This is a genomic window from Streptomyces sp. NPDC043996 (assembly GCF_056435225.1).
The window spans coordinates 88,207-103,782 of record NZ_JBWKEY010000018.1 but is presented as its reverse complement, the minus strand read 5'-3'; the positions used below and the strand labels follow the sequence as shown (position 1 = coordinate 103,782).

The 15,576-nt window shown below is 75.3% G+C and carries 17 protein-coding genes and 1 pseudogene; 8 read left to right on the top strand and 10 right to left on the bottom strand.

Annotation, left to right across the window (positions count from 1 at the left end; all coding sequences use genetic code 11):
• Positions 1 to 144 precede the first annotated feature (144 nt).
• Positions 145 to 1,125, bottom strand: a complete 981-nt coding sequence (locus tag AC07A4_RS36690; RefSeq protein ID WP_478607585.1) for an NADP-dependent oxidoreductase — start codon at positions 1,123 to 1,125, stop codon at positions 145 to 147.
• Positions 1,126 to 1,274: 149 nt separating this feature from the next.
• Between AC07A4_RS36690 and AC07A4_RS36685 the strand changes: the two genes are divergently transcribed.
• Positions 1,275 to 2,243 (top strand): GlxA family transcriptional regulator, encoded by a 969-nt coding sequence (locus AC07A4_RS36685; protein WP_478607582.1) that lies wholly within the window; start codon positions 1,275 to 1,277, stop codon positions 2,241 to 2,243.
• Between the two features lie 42 nt (positions 2,244 to 2,285).
• Here the strand turns inward: AC07A4_RS36685 and AC07A4_RS36680 are convergent, their stop codons facing one another.
• Entirely contained in the window at positions 2,286 to 2,912 is a 627-nt protein-coding gene (locus AC07A4_RS36680; protein ID WP_478607579.1) for a YigZ family protein, read from the bottom strand.
• Positions 2,913 to 3,037: 125 nt separating this feature from the next.
• On the opposite strand from AC07A4_RS36680, the gene AC07A4_RS36675 reads away from it, so the two are divergent.
• On the top strand, positions 3,038 to 3,697 hold the full coding sequence (locus tag AC07A4_RS36675; RefSeq protein ID WP_478607842.1) for a 4'-phosphopantetheinyl transferase family protein: 660 nt from the start codon (positions 3,038 to 3,040) through the stop codon (positions 3,695 to 3,697).
• A gap of 40 nt (positions 3,698 to 3,737) precedes the next feature.
• Here the strand turns inward: AC07A4_RS36675 and AC07A4_RS36670 are convergent, their stop codons facing one another.
• Entirely contained in the window at positions 3,738 to 4,466 is a 729-nt protein-coding gene (locus AC07A4_RS36670) for a transcriptional regulator (protein ID WP_478607577.1), read from the bottom strand.
• Between the two features lie 196 nt (positions 4,467 to 4,662).
• Between AC07A4_RS36670 and AC07A4_RS36665 the strand changes: the two genes are divergently transcribed.
• Positions 4,663 to 5,118, top strand: coding sequence for a tellurite resistance TerB family protein (locus AC07A4_RS36665; protein ID WP_478607575.1), 456 nt, complete (start codon positions 4,663 to 4,665; stop codon positions 5,116 to 5,118).
• Positions 5,119 to 5,150: 32 nt separating this feature from the next.
• Here AC07A4_RS36665 and AC07A4_RS36660 read toward each other — a convergent pair whose 3' ends face one another.
• Both AC07A4_RS36660 and AC07A4_RS36655 read right to left on the bottom strand, forming a co-directional pair.
• Complete coding sequence (locus AC07A4_RS36660) at positions 5,151 to 6,104, bottom strand: M48 family metalloprotease (RefSeq protein ID WP_478607572.1); 954 nt, start codon at positions 6,102 to 6,104, stop codon at positions 5,151 to 5,153.
• Between the two features lie 8 nt (positions 6,105 to 6,112).
• Complete coding sequence (locus tag AC07A4_RS36655) at positions 6,113 to 6,520, bottom strand: BlaI/MecI/CopY family transcriptional regulator (protein WP_478607570.1); 408 nt, start codon at positions 6,518 to 6,520, stop codon at positions 6,113 to 6,115.
• A 314-nt stretch (positions 6,521 to 6,834) separates the two neighbouring features.
• Here AC07A4_RS36655 and AC07A4_RS36650 point away from each other — a divergent pair, with 314 nt between their 5' ends.
• Together AC07A4_RS36650 and AC07A4_RS36645 are read left to right on the top strand one after the other, a co-directional pair.
• A complete protein-coding gene (locus AC07A4_RS36650) occupies positions 6,835 to 7,410 on the top strand; it encodes a TerD family protein (RefSeq protein WP_478607569.1) in 576 nt (191 codons plus the stop codon).
• A 101-nt stretch (positions 7,411 to 7,511) separates the two neighbouring features.
• Positions 7,512 to 7,931, top strand: coding sequence for a CoA-binding protein (locus AC07A4_RS36645; RefSeq protein ID WP_478607566.1), 420 nt, complete (start codon positions 7,512 to 7,514; stop codon positions 7,929 to 7,931).
• A gap of 31 nt (positions 7,932 to 7,962) precedes the next feature.
• On the opposite strand, the gene AC07A4_RS36640 is transcribed toward AC07A4_RS36645, so the two are convergent.
• Positions 7,963 to 8,556, bottom strand: coding sequence for an MBL fold metallo-hydrolase (locus tag AC07A4_RS36640; RefSeq protein WP_478607564.1), 594 nt, complete (start codon positions 8,554 to 8,556; stop codon positions 7,963 to 7,965).
• A gap of 139 nt (positions 8,557 to 8,695) precedes the next feature.
• On the opposite strand from AC07A4_RS36640, the gene AC07A4_RS36635 reads away from it, so the two are divergent.
• The gene (locus AC07A4_RS36635) at positions 8,696 to 9,604 is read left to right on the top strand and encodes a GlxA family transcriptional regulator (protein WP_478607840.1); all 909 of its coding nucleotides are present in this window, start codon (positions 8,696 to 8,698) and stop codon (positions 9,602 to 9,604) included.
• A 31-nt stretch (positions 9,605 to 9,635) separates the two neighbouring features.
• On the opposite strand, the gene AC07A4_RS36630 is transcribed toward AC07A4_RS36635, so the two are convergent.
• Together AC07A4_RS36630 and AC07A4_RS36625 are read right to left on the bottom strand one after the other, a co-directional pair.
• Positions 9,636 to 10,727, bottom strand: a complete 1,092-nt coding sequence (locus tag AC07A4_RS36630; protein ID WP_478607561.1) for a PucR family transcriptional regulator — start codon at positions 10,725 to 10,727, stop codon at positions 9,636 to 9,638.
• A gap of 150 nt (positions 10,728 to 10,877) precedes the next feature.
• Entirely contained in the window at positions 10,878 to 11,375 is a 498-nt protein-coding gene (locus tag AC07A4_RS36625; protein WP_478607558.1) for a hypothetical protein, read from the bottom strand.
• A gap of 324 nt (positions 11,376 to 11,699) precedes the next feature.
• Here AC07A4_RS36625 and AC07A4_RS36620 point away from each other — a divergent pair, with 324 nt between their 5' ends.
• Entirely contained in the window at positions 11,700 to 12,749 is a 1,050-nt protein-coding gene (locus tag AC07A4_RS36620; protein ID WP_478607556.1) for an NAD-dependent epimerase/dehydratase family protein, read from the top strand.
• A gap of 104 nt (positions 12,750 to 12,853) precedes the next feature.
• Positions 12,854 to 13,171 (top strand): annotated as a pseudogene (locus AC07A4_RS36615) (M56 family peptidase); the annotation flags it as partial.
• A 418-nt stretch (positions 13,172 to 13,589) separates the two neighbouring features.
• Here the strand turns inward: AC07A4_RS36615 and AC07A4_RS36610 are convergent.
• Both AC07A4_RS36610 and AC07A4_RS36605 read right to left on the bottom strand, forming a co-directional pair.
• Positions 13,590 to 14,705, bottom strand: a complete 1,116-nt coding sequence (locus tag AC07A4_RS36610; RefSeq protein ID WP_478607553.1) for a sensor histidine kinase — start codon at positions 14,703 to 14,705, stop codon at positions 13,590 to 13,592.
• Positions 14,702 to 15,499, bottom strand: coding sequence for a response regulator transcription factor (locus AC07A4_RS36605; RefSeq protein WP_478607550.1), 798 nt, complete (start codon positions 15,497 to 15,499; stop codon positions 14,702 to 14,704). The genes AC07A4_RS36610 and AC07A4_RS36605 overlap by 4 nt, the downstream gene beginning before the upstream one ends.
• Between the last annotated feature and the right edge of the window lie 77 nt (positions 15,500 to 15,576).

Genomic DNA, 15,576 nt, shown 5'->3' with positions numbered 1-15,576 from the left:
CTCCACGCTAGCGTCTGTCGGCACCCGCCCCCTCACCCACCACGTCCTGCCCTCCGCTTTCCCGGGCACCTCTCTGTGGAAATGGCGGCAAATGCCGGGTATGCCCAGTCTTTCGAAGGGGGCGGCTCTTTCGAAGGGGTCGGATCAGGGGGCGAGCGAGAGGACGATCTTGCCGGTGGTGCGTCCCCGTTCGCCGAGCCGGTGCGCGTCGGCGGCCCGCTCCAGCGGCAGGACGGTGTCGACGAGCACGCGAAGGCGCCCGTCCGCGACCAGCGCCGCGATCTCGCGCAGGCCCTGGTGGTCGGGCTCGACGAGCATGAACACCGCCCGCACCCCGGCCGCGGCCGCCGCCGCGCGCGGGAAGTCCGCGTCCGGCGGCAGGATCGAGACCAGGGTGCCGCCCGGCCGAAGGACCCGCAGCGAGCGGGTCCAGCTGGCACCGCCCAGGCAGTCCAGGACCACGTCGGCGTCGCGGACGGCCTCGGTGATGTCCCTGTCGCGGTAGTCGATGAGTTCGTCCGCGCCGAGCGAGCGGAGCAGGTCGTGCTTGGCCGCGCTCGCGGTGCCGGTCACCCGCGCGCCCCTGGCCTTGGCGATCTGCACGGCCAGGTGGCCGACCCCGCCCGCGGCGGCGTGGATCAGGACCCGCTGGCCGGGCCGCACCCCGGCGGTGTCGACGAGCGCCTGCCACGCGGTGAGCGCGGCCAGGGGCAGGGCGCCCGCCTCGATGTGGGTCAGGCCCGCGGGCTTGGGGGCGAAGTGCCGGGCGGGCGCGGTGACGTACTCGGCGTAGGCGCCCGCCGGGTGCGGGAAGCGCGGCATCCCGAAGACCTCGGCGCCGGGCTCGAAGAGGGTCACGCCGTCGCCGACGGCCTCGACAACGCCGGACACGTCGAAGCCGAGCGTGAAGGGGGGCGTGGCGCCGTTGGCGAACACTCCGCGCGCGCGGGTCTTCCAGTCGGCCGGGTTGACCCCGGCCGCGTGCACGCGGACCAGGATCTCGCCCCGGCCGGGCTCAGGGCGCCGCGCCCGGACGACCTTGAGGACGTCGGGGCCTCCGGCGGTGTCCTGGGAGACGGCGCGCATGGTGACGGGGGCGGGGGTGGAAGTGGCGGTCTGGGACATGGGGGTGCTCTCGCTTCTACGGGGTGACTGCGGGACGGCCGTCGCGGTGACGGGGGCGCGGGGCGCTGGCGCCGGGCGCCTGGTCAGACTGCCGAAGGAGCCCCGCCCCCGGTGGCGGTGGACCGGCCACGTGGTGAAAGGATCCGGCCATGCACCACGTTGGCGTTCTGGCCCTGGACGGTGTCGTTCCGTTCGAGCTCGGCATCCCGGCGCGGATCTTCGGCGCCGCCCGCGACGCGACGGGCGGCCCCTTGTACGACGTCGCCACGTGCAGCCTGGACGGCGGCCCGGTCCGCGCTGAGGCCGACTACGGCCTCACCGTGGCCCATGACGCGTCCCTGCTGGCCGCCGTCGACACCGTCGTCATCCCGCCCTCGCACGCGCTCGGCCCCATCCGCGAGGAGGGCCGCCTGCCGGACGCCCTGCGCGAGGCCCTGGCCGCCATCCGTCCCGGCACGCGCGTCGTCGGCATCTGCACCGCCGCCTTTGTGCTGGCCGCCGCCGGACTGCTCGACCACCGCCGGGCCACCACGCACTGGCGCGAGGCCGACCGGCTGCGGCGGATGTTCACCACCGTCCGCGTCGACCCCGACGTCCTGTTCGTCGACGACGGCGACGTGCTCACCTCGGCCGGGGTGGCCGCGGGCATCGACCTGTGCCTGCACCTGGTGCGCCGCGACCACGGCAGCCGCGTCGCCACCGACGTGGCCCGCTCCTGCGTCGTCCCGCCGTGGCGCGAGGGCGGCCAGGCGCAGTACGTCCGGCGTCCCGTGCCCGAACCCGCCGCCACCGGCACCGCCCCCACCCGGGCCTGGGCCCTGGAGCGCCTGGCCGAGCCGCTGGCGCTCGCCGACCTCGCCGCGCACGCCCACCTGAGCGTGCGCGGCTTCTCCCGGCGCTTCCGCGAGGAGACCGGCACGACGCCCGGCCAGTGGCTGAGCCGCCAGCGCGTCGACCTGGCCCGCCACTATCTGGAGACCACCGACTGGCCCGTGGCGCTGGTCGCCCAGCGCTCCGGCATCGGCACCGCCGCCAGCCTGCGCCAGCACCTGCGCTCCGCGATCGGCGTCAGCCCGCAGGCGTACCGCCGCACCTTCCGCCAGGACCCGGCCGTCTGACCCCGTGGCCTGGCCCCGCCCCGGACCGGGGCGCGCGGCCGCTCAGGCGTCGCCGTACGCCTCCCCGCCGAGCTCGAAGCCCGCGCTGCCCGCCGTCGCGTCCGCGAGCCAGGCGCGGAACTGCTCGACGTCGGCCTCCGGCAGCCCGATCTCGATGGTGACGGCGTCGCCGTACGCCACGTCCCGCACCTCGCGGCCCGCCGCCCGCAGATCGTTGTGGACCTTGCCCGCGCGCTGGTGGTCGACGGTGACCGTGGCGATCCTGAAGCGGCGCCGGGTGCGGGTGCCGAGCGCGTCCAGGGCCTCGCCGACCGCCCCTCCGTACGCCCTGATGAGGCCGCCCGCGCCGAGCTTGACGCCGCCGTAGTAGCGGGTGACGACGGCGACGACGTACCGCATGTCGCGGCGCAGCAGCATCTGGAGCATCGGCACGCCCGCCGTGCCGCCCGGCTCGCCGTCGTCGCTGGCCTTCTGCACCGAGGCGTCGGCGCCGATGACGTACGCGAAGCAGTTGTGGGTGGCGGTGGGGTGCTCCTTGCGGACGCGGGCGACGAAGTCCTGGGCCTCCCGCTCGGTGGCGGCGGGCGCCAGCGCGCACAGGAAGCGCGAGCGGCTGATCTCGGTCTCGTGCACGCCCTCGCGGGCCACGGTGCGGTACTCGTCCTGCATCACGCCAGCGTATGCGGTCCCCCACAACGCCCACCCGCCGCCAGGGGGCGCCGGTAAGGTGATCCCTTGTGACGTCACCTTCGAAGTCGGCGGCAGCGGGGGAAATACCGGACGGGGCGGGCCTGTTGACCGCGCTCCTCGCCGGGGAGCCCGTCGTTGTCTCCGAGACCCGTGAGGACCCGCCCGACGCGGTCCTGTTCCCCGAGGAAGCCCCGTACGTGGCCAATGCCGTGGCCAAGCGGAAGCTTGAGTTCACCACCGCGCGGCACTGCGCCCGCACCGCGCTCGCGGGCATCGGCGTGGCGCCCGTGCCCATCCCGCGCGGCGAGCGGGGCGCGCCCGTGTGGCCGGCCGGCGTCGTCGGCAGCATGACCCACTGCGCGGGCTTCCGCGCCGCGGTCGTCGCCGAGGACACCGCCGTGACCTCCCTCGGCGTCGACGCGGAGCCCGCCGAGCGGCTCTCCGACCCGGGCGTGCTCGACCTGGTCAGCGACGAGACGGAGCGCGCCGCGCTCGCCAGGCTCGGCGCCCAGGACCCGTCGGTCCCGTGGGACCGGCTGCTGTTCAGCGCCAAGGAGGCCGTCTACAAGACGTGGTTCCCGCTGGCCCGGCGCTGGCTCGGCTTCGAGGAGGCGCGCCTGGACATCCGCAGGGACGGCACGTTCACCGCCGCGATCCTGGTGGAGGGCCCGCGGGTCGCGGGCGCGGAGCTGAAGAGCCTCGACGGCACGTGGCTGGTGCGCGACGGGATCCTCGTGACGGCGATCGTGCTGCGCCCGGCCTAGGGCCCTTCCGTGCGTTCCTCAGCGGGCCGGTGCCGCGCGCTCACCCGCGCGCGGCACCGGCCCGTCCCGCGAGGTCCGCCCAGAACATGTCCTCGTAACTCTGGAGCAGCCGCCCCTGCCACAGGGCCGTCGCCAGCGTGAGCACGCCGTGCCGCGCCCCCTCTTCCAGGGCGGCCAGCGTCGCGCGGTCCAGGTCCGGGGACGGCGCGGCGCAGAAGTCGAAGAACCCGCGGGCCTCGTCCGACAGGCCGTGGCGTTCGCGCAGCGCCCGCCCGAGGGCCGCGCAAAAGCCGCCCCACGCCGCGAAGTTGGCGGTCAGGGCGAGGATCACATCGGCCGGATCGCCGTTGAGGGCGAGCCAGGCGACATAGGCGGGGTAGGCCTGGCAGCCCGCCGTGGGCACGTACGACACCCTCTGCTCCCCGCTCACGCCGCAGGCCTCGAGCAGCGCGTCGAGGCGGTCGAGCGCGAGGGTCTCGCCCTCGGCGAGGGTGCCGAAGAACGCGGCGCCCGCGGGCAGTCCCGCCGCGGCCGCGCGCGTGGCCAGGTGCAGGAAGGAGCGGCGGTCGGCCGGGATGATCCGGCACTGCTCCAGGGCGAGCGCGCCGACGGCGTCCAGGCCCGCCGTGCCGTTCTCGACGAGCGGCACGAAGGGGTTGGCGCCGGGCGCGGGGGCGAGTTCCGCCGCCGCGTAGGCCAGCAGCTCCCGGGCCGCTAGGGGGCGTCGTTCCGCCGCGGCGGGCCGCTCTCCGTGCGCTGGGGACGTCATGGGGCCACTCCTTCACCGGGGCGCTGGCGCGCTCCTTCACTGAGGCCACCCGTACCCACCGCGCACTCGCTCCCACTCGCTCCCACTCGCTCCCACCCGTGCGGAACTTTCTGGTCCGGATGTTAGTTTCTACGCTGTTGTAGAAATTGGCGAGCCGTCAGGGCTCGCCCCGAGCACCGACTGATGGAGTCTTTCCATGGCCCTGTGGGACCGCCTCAAGGAATCCGCCTCGACGATGCAGACCCAGCTGCTCGCCAAGAAGAACGACCTCAAGAGCGGCTCCTTCCGCGACGCGAGCATGGCGATGTGCGCCCTGGTCGCCGCGGCGGACGGCACGGTCGACCAGGCCGAGCGCCAGCGCGTGGCCCAGCTGCTCGCCACCAACGACGTGCTGCAGAACTTCCCGGCGGACGACCTGCGCCGCCGCTTCGAGGAGAACGTGGACAAGCTGACGGCCGACTTCGCCTTCGGCAAGGTCAGCGTGTTGCAGGAGGTCGCCAAGGCCAAGAAGAAGCCCGCCGAGGCCCGTGCCGTGGTGCAGATCGGCATCGTCATCGGCGGCGCCGACGGCGACTTCGACAAGGACGAGCGGGCCGTGGTCCGCGAGGCGTGCTACGCGCTCGACCTGCCGCCGCACGAGTTCGACCTGTAAGGACCCCGGGACGGCGGGAGTGCGCCCGGTGTTCAGAGCGGGGTGGCCGCGCGCAGCAGCCGCACCAGGGTGACCGCCGCGTTCGCCGACGCGAGGGCGGACACCGCGGTGCCGCAGGCGGCGCACCACAGGGCGAGGCCCACCGCCGTGAACAGCGGCGGGCGGGTGCGGGGGGCCGGTGCGGGGGCGAGCAGCGCGGCGACGCGGCGCGGCACCGGGCCCGCGGCGGCGAGGCCCGCCAGCGACGGCGCGGGCGCGCCCGCCCCCACCAGGGCGGCCTTCCCGATGGCACGCGCGACCACGCGCCGGTCCCGCACCACCCGGGCGGCCTCCTCGTCGGCCCACCGCTCGACGGTGTACGCGGTGGCCGTCCGCAGCGGCAGCAGGAACGGATTGGCCCGCGCCGCGATCTGCGTCACCAGCAGGAACCGGTGGTGACGCGCGGCCAGATGGGCCCGTTCGTGGGCGAACAGGGCGCGCCGCTCGGCCGGGCGCAGCCTCTCCAGGAGCGCGCGGGTGACGACGACGCGGCCGTGCGGGCCGCCGGACCGCGGCGGCCGCCCCGGCAGCGCGTACGCGTACGCCGCCCCGTCGTCCGCCAGGACCGCGACCGACCTGCCGGGCAGCCCGGCGACGGCCCGCGCGGCCCTGCGGCGGACCGTGACGTGCCGCCACGCCGTCCGCGCGACCGCGCCGCACACCACGAAGAGCGCCGGGATCGCGGCCCGGCCCGCGACCTCGTCATACGGGACGGCGGCGCGGACCTCGGGGTCGGACCAGCCGTCGGGCAGCGGGTTGCCGGGGAGCTGGGCGGTGCCGACGACCATCAGCAGGGCCAGGCACAGCGTGCTGCACAGGGCCATCGCGGCGGCGAGGGCGGTGAGCAGGCGGGTGGCCGTGCGCGGGTGCAGGCCCTTGGCGGCGAGCCGCGCGACCGGCCAGGCCGTCAGCGGCAGGACAAGCGGCAGGAAGAAGAAGACGCCCATGCGTGCCGTCAGCCCTCCGCCGCGCCGCCGCCCGCCTCGCCGAGCAGGTCGCGCAGCAGCCGTTCGTCATCGGCGGACAGGGTGGTGACGAAGCTGGCGAGCACCGCCTCGCGGTCGCGCTCGCCGTCGAGGACCTTGCGCATGCGCAGGGCGGCGAGACCCGCCTCGTCGGCGGCGGACCGCCAGAGGAAGGAACGGCCCGCGCGCTCCCGCGTCACGGCGTTCTTGGCGAGCAGCCGGGTGAGGATCGTCATGACGGTGGTGTACGCGAGGTCGTCGCCGACGCGCTCCTGCACCCAGGCCGCGCCGACCGGTCCCGGCGCGGCGTGCAGCGCCGCGAGCACCTGGGCCTCCAGCTCGCCCTGGCCGCGCCTGCGCGCGCGGGGTCCTGACCGCTCGCGTCCGTGCTCCGTCATGCCGTGCCCTCGCCTGCCGCCGTACGCGCGTGTCGTCGCGCACGCCCGTACGTGTCGTGTCGCACACCGCGGGCGCGGCGCGCTTTCCTGCGCGCGCTCCCCGGTAGCGCGCGTCACGGCGCCTCACAAGGGAGCGCCACATCGTAACGGCCGGAGGGGACCGCGCCCTCATGGAAATTTCTACAGTCATGTAGATTCTAAGTCCCGGCCTGGTCACGGCCCGGTCCCGGCCCGCTCACGGGTGGGCGGGGCCGCCCTCAGGGCCAGCGCCGCGTCGCTGAACCGATTTCCGCAGAGGACCACAGGAGGACACCGTGGGAGTTTCCCTCGCCAAGGGTGGCAACGTTTCGCTGAGCAAGGAGGCCCCCGGCCTCACCGCCGTACTGATAGGCCTCGGCTGGGACGTCCGCACCACCACCGGCACCGACTACGACCTCGACGCCAGCGCCCTGCTCTGCGACGCCTCCGGCAAGGTCGTCTCCGACCAGCACTTCGTCTTCTACAACAACCTCACCAGCCCCGACGGCTCCGTCGAACACACCGGAGACAACCTCACCGGCGAAGGCGAAGGCGACGACGAAAGCGTCAAGGTCAACCTCGCCGGCGTCCCCGCCACCATCACCAAAATCGTCTTCCCCGTCTCCATCCACGACGCCGAAACCCGCGGCCAGAGCTTCGGCCAGGTCCGCAACGCGTTCATCCGCGTCGTCAACCAGGCCGACCACCAGGAAATCGCCCGCTACGACCTCTCCGAAGACGCCTCCACCGAAACCGCCATGGTCTTCGGCGAGCTCTACCGCCACGGCACCGAATGGAAGTTCCGCGCCGTCGGCCAGGGCTACGCCAGCGGCCTGCGCGGCATCGCCTCCGACTACGGCGTCAACGTCTGACACCCCCGAGGCCGCCCGCGGGAATCCCCACGCTCCGCCCCGGGTTGTCCCGAGCGGTAGGCGCGAGCGCGCGGCTGGCGCACATCTCTGGGAGGCCAAGCGTGTACGGGGACGAAGCGACGATCCGGAAGATCCTCACCGAGCGCGGTGACACCTGGGCCGTCGTCGGCCTGTCCGCCAACGAGGCGCGGGCCGCGTACGGCGTCGCCGAGGTGCTGCAGCGGCACGGCAAGCGGATCGTACCCATCCATCCGAAGGCCGAGACGGTGCACGGCGAGCGGGGTTACGCCTCGCTCGCCGACATCCCCTTCGAGGTCGACGTGGTGGACGTGTTCGTGAACAGCGACCTGGCCGGGGCCGTCGCCGACGAGGCGGTGGCCATCGGCGCGAAGGCCGTCTGGTTCCAGCTCGGTGTCGTCGACGAGGCGGCGTACGGGCGCGTGCGGGAGGCGGGGCTCGACATGGTCATGGACCGCTGCCCCGCCATCGAGCTGCCCCGGCTCGGCACGCCTTCGTACTGAGGGGCGCCGGGCCACCCCGTTGGGGGCGGCCCTAGAGCGGTGTGTCCCCGTCGGGCACGAACGGGGCGCCGTGGCCGGGCACGATCAGGTCCGCCACGGCCGTGACCCGACGCCGGGAGGCGCGCAGGACGTCGCGGTCCGGGGCGACCGGGTCGTCCGCGGGGCCCGCCGAGTGCCACCACAGGTCACCGGCGAAGGCCACCACGCCCGCGGCCGTGCCCGCCAGCAGCGTGATGTCCTCGGGGCTGTGCCCCGGGGTGCGGATCAGGCGCAGGGACGGGGTGAGTTCGTAGCCCTCCGCGTCCCGGTTGCGCCACTGGTTCCCTTCGTACTCCACCTTGTGGTCGTGGACGCGGGCCTTGCGGAACAGGCCCGCGTTCAGGGTGTTGTCCGGGTGGTGGTGGCTGAGGACCACGTCGGTGATGTCGTCCGGACCGAGGCCGAGTTCCGCGAGCGGGCCGAGGATGTCGTCGTGGCTCGCCACCATGCCCGGGTCGAAGACGACGTGGCGGCCCGCGTCGGTTACGTAGGAGACGGTCGCGGCGACACCGGGTCCGGTGGAGCCCACGTAGCCGGTGGTCAGGATCGTGTGTGCGGCGCTGCGGCCGAGCGGTGCGTCTGTCATGTCCTCCATGCTTCCGGGCAGGTCAGCCGCCCACGAGTGGCATCAGTGCCTATGATCGCGGGATTCGTGCCACGCGTGGCACACTGCCGCCGTGCCGCCCTTCACCAACGTCGCCGCCTATGTCCCGCCCACCGTCGGGATGCTCGCCGTCGGCGTCGTCGCCGAGGTGTTCGCCCCGCACGGAAGGGACGTGCCGGCCTTCGACTTCGCGCTGTGCGCCGACCGGCCGGGGCCCGTCCCCACCGACGTCGGCGTGCCCGTGACCCTCGCGCACGGCCTGGACCGGCTCGCCTCCGCCGAGCTCGTGATCGCCCTGCCCGCGGCCGGTTTCCGCACTCCTCCCGGGCCCGCCGTGCTCGACGCGCTGCGGGCCGCGCACGAGCGCCGCGCCCTGGTCGCGGCCCACTGCGTCGGCACGTTCGCGCTCGCGGCCGCCGGTCTGCTCGACGGCCTGCGGGCCACCACGCACTGGCGGTTCGCCGAACTCCTCGCCCGCCGCCACCCGGAGGTCACCGTCGAGTCCGAGGCCCTGTACGTCGACGAAGGGTCCCTCGTCACCGGCGCGGGCGCCGCCGCGGGCTTCGACATGTGCCTGCACCTGCTGCGGCGCGAGCACGGCGCGGCGGTGGCCAACGCCGTCGCGCGTGACATGGTGCTGCCCTCCCACCGCGACGGCGGGCAGGCGCAGTACCTGACCGCGCCCGTCCCCGAGGACTGCCGGGACGAGCGGCTCGCCGACGTCCTGGCCTGGGCCCGCGCGCATCTCCACGAGCCGCTTCCCGTCGCGGAGCTGGCGCGGCGCGCCATGATGAGCAAGCGCTCCTTCGCCCGGCGCTTCACGGCCGCGACCGGCACCACCCCGCACGCCTGGCTGCGGAACCTGCGCCTGACCGGCGCCGAGGAGCTCCTGGAGACCACGGACCTGCCGGTGGAGGAGATCGCCCGCCGGGTCGGGTACGGGAGCGCGGCCGTGCTGCGCGAGCAGTTCGTGCGCCGCCGGGGCGTGCCGCCCCGCTCCTACCGCCGCTCCTTCACCGGCGCGCCGTAGCGGCGGGGCGCGCTTGTGGCGGTCGGGCCCGTCAGAACGGCTGCCCCGGCCAGTTGAGGAGCCGGGCGCCGATGACGGCCGTCTGCAGGGTGTAGCGGTGCATCGGGTCGGCCGGGTTGGTGCCGGTGAGGCGGTGGATGCGTTCCAGACGGTACGTCAGGGCGCGCACGCTCAGGCTGAGGCGGCGGGCCGCCTGCGCCGCCACGCAACCCGTGTCGAAGTACACCGCGAGGGTCTCGATGAGGGGTTCGGCGCCGCCCCTGGCCTCGCGCAGCGGGCCGAGGGTGTTCAGGACCAGATCGGCCATGGCCTGCCGGTCGCGGGTGAGGACCGGGAAGACCAGCAGGTCGGCGGCGCGCAGCACCGGCTCGGGCAGGCCGAGGCGCTCGGCGAGGTCCAGGACGCTCAGGGCTTCCTCATAGCTCTGGACGACGCCTCCCGCCCCGGGCCTGGGGCGGCCGACGGCGACGCGGCCGCCGTCGGTCGCGGCGTGCGCCTGCTTGGCGAAGAAGTCCAGGACGTCGCCGTGTTCGGCGGTGGTGACGCAGACCAGGCGGCCGTCCTTGGTCGCGACCAGCGGGCTGCGGTCCCCGAAGCGGCCGGTCAGTGCCCGCTCCACCTCGCGCGGTGCCTCGTCGCCGTCCTCGTAGGCGAGGTCGCCCTGGGCGACGGCGACCGTGTGCGCGAGCGACAGGCGCAGGCCGAACCGCTCGGCGCGCGCGGCGAGCAGCCCGACGTCGCTGCGGCCGTGCAGCAGGTCGTCGATGAACTCCCTCCGGGCCGCCTCCTCCTGACGGATCGCCAGGCGCTGGGCGCGCTCGTGGCCCTCGGCGAAGGCGTCCACGGCCTGTTCGACGGCGGCGAGCACGGCCTCGGCGGACACGGGCGCCCGGTCCGCTCCCGGCGCCGCGTGCGCCCGCGGTGCCGCGCCGAACGCGCGGGCCCGCACCAAGTGCGCGCCCACCAGTGCGCGCAGCCCGTACCCGGCCTCGGCCGCGCGCTCGCCGAGGGCGCGGCGCGAGTCCAGTTCGTCGCGGGTCAGGCCGCGTCCGGTGGCGGAGGCGTCGGCGAGGATGCGGGTGTACCCCTCCAGGTACTCGTCTGGTATTTCATGACTCGCCACGTATGCCCCCGATTTACTGATGAATCCCCTACGCCTTTTTAGCGCATGTGCGGCCGGGGGCGGGCACGGGGGTGGGGCGCCATCGGCCCGCACGCCGTCCGCGCTGGCGGTGCGCACCAGGGGAACTCGGTCCATGGCCGGAAGCGCCCGTCACGCGCAGTCGGCCCGGGGCCAGTCGTCGCCGACCGGCCGTGGCTCGCGCGCCCGCGCCGCCGTGGGGCGCCGGACCTCCACGACCACCGCGGCGGCGTCCGGCGCGGCGGCGTCCCGCGCGGCGGCGTCCCGCGCGCTCGCGCGGTGCCGCGCGAGTGGCCGTACGACGGCCCAGGTCAGGGCCCACGCGAGGAGCGCCGACGTCAGGAGCAGGCCCAGGTCGACCGCCGCGTGCGCGAGGCCCGTCAGGCCCGCGTGCGTCATCGCGGCCGACCCGGCCACGCTCGCCGCCCAGCCGCCGCCGACGAGCAGCGACACCGCCAGGGACACCGGGACTCCCCCGAGCCCCACGCCGTCCAGGTCCGCGTCGTCGTCGAAGACGTCCGCGCGGGTGAGGCCAAGCGCGACCAGCAGCCAGAAACACACGACGACGGCCAGGGCGGAGCTGAACACCACCCCTGGAAACCCCACCGCCGCGCCGAACAACTCCCCCATGCCCCCGCCCCCTTGACCGGTCACGCCCGGGAGCCGTCCCCACTCGGGTGCCGGACCTCGTTTCCGTGATCCGGCACCCGGGCCTCGCCCCCCGTTCCTGCTCTTCCATCCTGACCTGTCCGAACGCATCAGCGCACTGCCTTTTTCCGGCAATCTTTACGTTGCGTTGATGCCGGGCGCGCCGCCCCACGCGCCCCTCCCGCGACGGCCTCCGCAGGGTCGAACGCCCGCCGAGCCGCACCGAGCCCTCCGGAGTCTTACGGAACCGTGACGCGCGGGCGTGACACGGGCGCGCGGGCGGAGTGGCTGCCTAGCGTGGGCGGCATGCGGGTACTGGTCACCGGCGGAGCCGGATTCATCGGAACACAGGTCGTCGACGCGCTGCTCGCGCACGGCCACGACGTCGTCTCCTACGACGCCCTCCTCGCCTCCGCGCACAGCTCACCGCCGCGATCGGCCCGCCCCGGCGAGCGGCTGGTTCTCGCGGACGTGCGCGACGACGCGGCCGTGACCAAGGCGCTGCGCGGCGTCGACGCGGTCTGCCACCAGGCCGCGATGGTGGGCCTCGGCAAGGACTTCGCGGACGCGCCCGCCTACGTCGGCTGCAACGACCTCGGCACGGCGGTCCTGCTCGCCGCGATGGCCCGCGCCGGGGTGCGGCGCCTGGTGCTCGCCGGTTCGATGGTGGTCTACGGGGAGGGGCGGTACACCTGCGCCCGGCACGGCGTGGTGCGCCCCGGCCCCCGCGCCGAGAGCGACCTGGCGGCGGGCCGCTTCGAGCCGCTGTGCCCGGCGTGCGGCACCGGCCTGACGCCAGGCCAGGTCCCGGAGGACGCCCCCATGGACCCCCGCAACGTGTACGCGGCGACGAAGCTCCAGCAGGAGTACCTCGCCGCCGCGTGGGCCCGTGCCACCGGCGGCCGCGCGGTGTCGCTGCGCTATCACAACGTGTACGGCCCTGGCATGCCCCGCGACACCCCCTACGCCGGGGTGGCGTCCCTGTTCCGGTCCGCGCTGGCCCGTGGCGAGGCGCCGCGCGTGTTCGAGGACGGCCGTCAGCTGCGGGACTTCGTCCACGTACGGGACGTGGCGGAAGCGGCGGCGACGGCCCTGGCGGCGGTGGACGGCCGCGCGCCGGGCGTGTGCACCGCGTACAACACCGGCAGCGGCGAGCCGCACACCGTCGGCGAGATGGCCCGCGCCCTGGCCCGGGCCCACGGCGGCCCGTCCCCGGTGACCACGGGCGAGTACCGCCTCGGCGACGTCCGGCACATCACGGCGGACTCCACCCGGCTGCGCCGGGAGCTGGGCTGGACGCCACGCGTCGACTTCGCCTCGGGCATGACGGAGTTCGCGAGCGCGCCGTTGCGCTGACCACGTCGAACGCGCCGCGCCCCGGAGTGTGGTGGACACCCGGGGCCGACGCGGCGGAATCCCAACGGGCTCCGGCCGGACGGACAGACTCGGCCGCGCCGAACATGCGGTGGGCCGACGAGGAGGCCGCCCGGGTGGTGCGGGACCGGCGCGTGGTCGCGCGTGCCATCGGGAAGGCCGCCCTGGTGGGGGCGGGCGCGCCCGCGCCGTCGCTCGCGGGCCTCGCCGCCGCGGGCCCGGTGCCGCGCCGCGTCGCCGCGCTGCTCGCCCCCGCACCGGCCCCCCGCACCCGCCCGCCGCTGTTCACGGCGGTGGGCCTCGCCCTGTGGTGCGCCGCCTGCGGCACCGCGGTGTCCGCCCTCGCGTCGGCGAACGCGGCGGTCACCCTGGTGCGGCTGCTGCGCGCGGCCACCCCGCTCTGAACACCGGGCACACGCCCCGCCACCCCAGGGTCCTCGCGTGCGGATTCGCCCCGCCGCACGGGCGGACCCGGGCCCTACCGGACGGACGGGACCCGCCTACGCCGGACCGCACGGGACGGCACCCACCGGACACGCGAACCCCGCCTCCCCACCCACAGACCGCTCCCGCCGGGCAGCCGAACCCACTCCACCGCACCCACGGACCCCGGCCGCGCCAGACACGCAGGACCCACCCACACCCGACCATCGAACGGCACCCACCAGACACACGGCCCCAGCCACCCCACCCGCGGACCGCCCCCGCCAAACAGACCGGCCTCCCTCCCGCCCGAGCCGCGCACCCGGGCCCCGCCAACGCGGGGGTCAGGACCGGTGCGTGCGCGCACTCAGCACGGCGCGCCCGTGGCAGCGGGCGTGTTCACGCCGTTCCCGCCGACGGCAGCATCACCTCGAACCGGCAGCCGCCGGTGACGTTCCGTACCGCCGCGTGCCCTTGGTGGGCCTCGACGATGCCCCGCACGATGGCGAGGCCGAGCCCGGCGCCCGCGGGCGGGGTGCGGGCGTGGGTGCCCCGCCAGCCCATGTCGAAGACCCGGTCCAGGTCCTCCTCCGGGATGCCCCCGCATTCGTCCGTGACGGACAGGACGACCCCCTCGCCCGAGCGCTCGGCGGCGACGGCGACCGTGCCATCCGCCGGTGTCCGGCGGATCGCGTTGACGAGGAGGTTGCCGAGGACCCGGCTCATCTCCTTGCCGTCGACCTCCACCGGCACCGCGTCGATGCGGTGCCCCACCAGGCGCACGCCGTGCTCGCGCGCGAGCGGGTCGGCCCCGGCGAGGGCGTCGCCCACCAGGTCGTAGACGGACATCCGCGCGGGCGTGAGCGCGAGGGCCCCGGCGCTGATGCGGGAGAGCTCGAACAGGTCGCCCACCATGCCGTCGAGGCGCTCGACCTCGGTGCGGATCTGCCGCAGATAGCGGTCGGGCTCCGTGGCGACGCCGTCCTCCAGGGCCTCGGCCATGGCCCGCAGGCCCGCGAGCGGGGTGCGCAGGTCGTGCGAGATCCAGGCGACGAGCTCACGGCGCGAGCTCTCCAGGGCCTGTTCGCGCTCCCGGGACTCCGCGAGCCGCGCGCTGGTGCGCTCCAGCTCCTGGGTGAGCGCCGAGAGTTCGGCCGTCGTGGGCTCGGCGGGTGCGGCGAAGCTGCCGCCGACGCCGAACGAGCGGGCCGCCCGCGCCAGGTCCGCGCTGCGGGCGACCACCCACCGGCCGAGCAGCAGCGCCGTCGCGAACGACACGACGGACGCCATGGCGACGACGACGGTGACGACGGTCAGGTCGTGCGGGGACAGGAACATCTGCCACGCCACGGCGAGCGTCCCGGCGAGCATGGCCGTGACGGCGACGGCGACGACCACGGTCAGCGACACGACGAGCGAGCGGTGCCGCAGCAGCCGCAGCACACCGGCGCCGAGCAGCCCCGCGGCGGCGGCGCCGAGGAAGGCATACAGGGCGATGAGGAGGATGTCGGTCACGACGGAAGAACCCCCTCCGCCGTCTCCGGCCCCTCCGTCCCCTCCGCCGCCGTCGGGCCGCCCGGCTCCCGCGCCGCCGGAGCCCCGGCCCCGCCCGCGTCGAGGCGGTACCCCACCCCCCACACCGTCTGGATCAGCCGCGGCGCGCCCGGGTCGTCCTCGACCTTGCCGCGGAGCCTGCGCACATGGACCGTCACCGTGGACAGGTCACCGAAGTCCCAGCCCCACACCTCGCGCATCAGCTCCTCGCGGCCGAAGGCGCGGCCGGGGTGGCGCAGGAAGAAGGCGAGCAGGTCGAACTCGCGGCCGGTCAGGGCGAGTTCGGCGCCGTTCTTGGTGGCGCGGCGGGCCGCCGGGTCGAGAGCGAGGCCCCCGGCGCGCAGCACCGCGCCAGCCCTGGCCTCGGGCCGGGCGGCGCGGCGGAGCACGGAGTCGACGCGCAGCACGAGCTCGCGCGGGCTGAACGGCTTGGTCACGTAGTCATCCGCCCCTATCTCCAGGCCCAGTACGCGGTCCTCCTCGTCACCGCGCGCGGTCAGCATGATCACCGGGACCGGGCCCCGGGCGCGGAGCCTTCGGCAGACCTCCAGGCCGTCCATGCCCGGCAGCATCAGATCGAGGACCACGAGGTCGGGCTCGCGCGCGGCGGCGGTGGCAAGGGCGCCGGGCCCGTCGAGCGCCCGGTCGACGGCGTACCCGGCGCGCTCCAGATAGCCGGTGACGACTTCGGCGACGGTGAGGTCGTCGTCGACGACGAGGACGCGCGCGCCACTGTCTGGGGAGGGATTCCGCATGCGACCAGCGTCGCACCACCGCCATCCGGGTGGAGACCGGGCGGCGTCCCGCCCGCCGGACGTCCGCGTTTCGTAAG

Bases quoted from the DNA above. Each gene is read 5' to 3' on its own strand.
- AC07A4_RS36690 (WP_478607585.1), bottom strand. From the start codon at position 1,125: ATGTCCCAGACCGCCACTTCCACCCCCGCCCCCGTCACCATGCGCGCC.
- AC07A4_RS36625 (WP_478607558.1), bottom strand. From the start codon at position 11,375: ATGGGGGAGTTGTTCGGCGCGGCGGTGGGGTTTCCAGGGGTGGTGTTC.
- AC07A4_RS36685 (WP_478607582.1), top strand. From the start codon at position 1,275: ATGCACCACGTTGGCGTTCTGGCCCTGGACGGTGTCGTTCCGTTCGAG.
- AC07A4_RS36620 (WP_478607556.1), top strand. From the start codon at position 11,700: ATGCGGGTACTGGTCACCGGCGGAGCCGGATTCATCGGAACACAGGTC.
- AC07A4_RS36605 (WP_478607550.1), bottom strand. From the start codon at position 15,499: ATGCGGAATCCCTCCCCAGACAGTGGCGCGCGCGTCCTCGTCGTCGAC.
- AC07A4_RS36640 (WP_478607564.1), bottom strand. From the start codon at position 8,556: ATGACAGACGCACCGCTCGGCCGCAGCGCCGCACACACGATCCTGACC.
- AC07A4_RS36670 (WP_478607577.1), bottom strand. From the start codon at position 4,466: ATGACGTCCCCAGCGCACGGAGAGCGGCCCGCCGCGGCGGAACGACGC.
- AC07A4_RS36660 (WP_478607572.1), bottom strand. From the start codon at position 6,104: ATGGGCGTCTTCTTCTTCCTGCCGCTTGTCCTGCCGCTGACGGCCTGG.
- AC07A4_RS36680 (WP_478607579.1), bottom strand. From the start codon at position 2,912: ATGCAGGACGAGTACCGCACCGTGGCCCGCGAGGGCGTGCACGAGACC.
- AC07A4_RS36655 (WP_478607570.1), bottom strand. From the start codon at position 6,520: ATGACGGAGCACGGACGCGAGCGGTCAGGACCCCGCGCGCGCAGGCGC.
- AC07A4_RS36635 (WP_478607840.1), top strand. From the start codon at position 8,696: ATGCTCGCCGTCGGCGTCGTCGCCGAGGTGTTCGCCCCGCACGGAAGG.
- AC07A4_RS36665 (WP_478607575.1), top strand. From the start codon at position 4,663: ATGGCCCTGTGGGACCGCCTCAAGGAATCCGCCTCGACGATGCAGACC.